Genomic DNA, 2774 nt, shown 5'->3' with positions numbered 1-2774 from the left:
TCTCGACTACGGCGCCCTCGCTCGCTCCGGCACCACGCTGATCGTCCTCATGGGCGTGGTCACCCTGCCGGCGATCACCAAGGCACTGATGGAGAACGGGCTTGACCCAGCCACGCCTGCGGCGGTCATCGCACGTGGGGGCCACCCGGACCAGCAAGTGGTGAGCGGGTCCGTCGCCGACATCGCCGTCCGGGCAGCCCATGTCGAACCGCCTGCCATCACCGTCATCGGAGAGGTCGCCTCGTTCGCGGCCGCCACCGACACCCACGTTCTGGAAGAGGTCATCTGATGCCCCAGGGCCAGCCGCTCACCGTCCCTGATGACGGTCTCTCCACGCGCCAGCGCCGCAACCGCCCGCTCCTGATGGTCCACACCGGGGATGGCAAGGGGAAGTCCACCGCCGCCTTCGGGCTCTCCATCAGGGCGTGGAACCAGGGCTGGAACATAGGCGTCTTCCAGTTCGTGAAGTCCGCCAAGTGGCGCATCGGGGAGCAGACCGTCCTCGAGCGCCTCGGTCGCCTGCACGAGGAGAGTGGCGAGGGCGGACCGGTCGAGTGGCACAAGATGGGCGCGGGCTGGTCCTGGACGAAGAAGCAGGGCGACGCCGAGGACCACGCACGGACCGCAGCCGAGGGATGGCAGGAGATCAAGCGCCGTCTCGCCGCCGAGACGCACGACCTGTACGTCCTCGACGAGTTCACCTACCCGATCGCCTGGGGCTGGGTCGACCTCGAGGACGTCGTCACCACCCTGCGTGACCGGCCCGGCAAGCAGCACGTCGTCATCACCGGCCGCCGCGCCGCCCCTGAGCTGATCGAGGTGGCCGATCTCGTCACCGACATGGGCAAGATCAAGCACCCCATGGACGTGGGCCAGAAGGGCCAACGGGGAATCGAGTGGTGACGGTGCCCGACCTCACGAGATCCCAGCCGGGATCGTCGGGCCCGACCACCCTGCCGCGCGTTGTGGTGGCCGCCCCGTCGACGGGCCAGGGCAAGACCACCATCTCCACCGGCCTCATGGCCGCCTTCCGGTCCCGCGGCCTGGAGGTGTCTGGCCACAAGGTCGGGCCCGACTACATCGACCCCGGCTACCACGCCCTGGCGACCGGACGCCCCGGCCGCAACCTCGACCCGCACCTGGTGGGGGAGGAGCGCATCACCCCGCTGCTGCTGCACGGCGCCCGAGGCGCCGACGTCGCGGTCGTCGAAGGGGTGATGGGGCTGCATGACGGCCGGATCGGCACCGACGGGTTCGCCTCGACGGCCCACGTCGCGAAGCTCACCCGTACGCCGGTGGTGCTGGTCGTCGACATCGCCCGGATGTCGCGCTCCGTGGGGGCCGTCGTCGCGGGCATGGCCGCGTACGACGCGGAGGTCGACGTCGTCGGCGTGATCCTCAACCGGGCCGGTTCCCCGCGCAACGTCGCCGAGGTCGAGCGGAGCCTGCGACTGCCCGTGCTCGGCGTCGTCCCTCGTGACGACTCGATCTCCTCACCGTCACGCCACCTCGGGCTGGTCCCGGCAGGGGAGCGGCACGAGTCCGTCGAGGTGGTCGCCCGCCTCGGGGAGCAGGTGGCCCGACACGTCGACCTCGACGCCGTGCTCGAAGTCGCGCGTCGGGCCCCCGACCTCACCGACGCCGTGTGGGACCCGTGTCGCGAGGTACGCCGGGTGGAGGGCGAGTCTCCGGTCGTGGCCGTTGCTGGCGGACGAGCGTTCACCTTCGCGTACGCCGAGACGGAGGAGCTGCTGCGGGCAGCCGGCTGCACGGTTGTCCCGTTCGACCCCCTGCGTGACCGCTCGCTGCCCGAGGGGACCAGGGCTTTGCTGCTCGGCGGCGGGTTCCCCGAGGTGCATGTTCAGCAGCTGGCCCGGAACCGGGCCCTGCTCGACCAGGTGCGCGACGCCGTGCGGGGCGCTCTCCCGACGGTCGCCGAGTGCGCCGGACTGCTCTACCTCCTCGACGACCTGGACGGGTCCACGATGGCCGGTGTCATCGGGACCGGTGCCGCCATGTCGAAGCGCCTCACCCTGCGTTACCCGGCGGCGGTCGCTGCCGGCGACAACCTGCTCACGCGGGCCGGCGAACGGGTGCACGGCCACGAGTTCCACCGCACCACCCTGACCGCCCCCACTCGGGGGTGGGCGCCCGCCTGGGAGGTCGACGGCGAGATGATCGGCGTCGCCACGCCGACGCTGCACGCCTCGTACCTCCACACCCACTGGGCCGGGCACCCGGTGATGGCTGAGCGGCTGGCCCGCGCGGCGGCCCGCGCGACGCCGGTCGTGGCTCCCGCCCCCCGGGCCACGGTCGTGCCTCGCCCGAGGTCGGACGACGCCGTCGTTGATCCGCTGCTCCACCACGGGGATGTCGAGACCGGACGCGGACTGCTCGACTTCGCGGTGAACGTCCATCCCGAGCCCCGGCCCTCGTGGCTCGAGGCGGCGTTGCGAGACGGCCTCGAGCACTCGACCATGTACCCGGACGTGACCCCGGCCCGCGACGCCATCGCGGACCTGCACCACCGACGCGCCGATGAGGTTCTCGTGACCGCCGGCGCGGCCGAGGCGTTCGAGCTGATCGCCCGGTGGAAGCCGTGGCGGCACCCCGTCGTGATGCATCCCCAGTTCACCGAGCCCCACGCCGCGCTCGAGCGCGCAGGTCACCAGGTGACCGTCGTCAGTTGCCGTCCCGAGGACGGCTTCCGTCTCGACGCGTCGGCCGTCCCCGAGAGCGCCGACCTGGTGTTCGTTGGCAACCCGACCAACCCC

Annotated in this window: 3 protein-coding genes; all 3 read left to right on the top strand. The window is 71.8% G+C overall.

The genetic code is table 11. The features are described 5' to 3' along the window. Positions 1-289: SAM-dependent methyltransferase (locus Q0L15_RS06765; RefSeq protein WP_296603154.1), on the top strand; the 289-nt coding region annotated here is incomplete at its 5' end. After that, positions 289-903, top strand: a complete 615-nt coding sequence (gene cobO, locus Q0L15_RS06760; RefSeq protein WP_296603153.1) for a cob(I)yrinic acid a,c-diamide adenosyltransferase — start codon at positions 289-291, stop codon at positions 901-903. The genes Q0L15_RS06765 and cobO, both read left to right, overlap by 1 nt. Before the next feature lie 65 nt (positions 904-968). Further along, a partial coding sequence (locus Q0L15_RS06755) for a cobyrinate a,c-diamide synthase (RefSeq protein ID WP_296603152.1) occupies positions 969-2774 on the top strand: 1806 nt, incomplete at its 3' end.

It is taken from the genome of Nocardioides sp. (assembly GCF_024509035.1).
Lineage (GTDB): Bacteria > Actinomycetota > Actinomycetes > Propionibacteriales > Nocardioidaceae > Nocardioides.
Note: the sequence above shows the minus strand (reverse complement) of the source record. Positions and strands in the feature narration are given on the sequence as shown.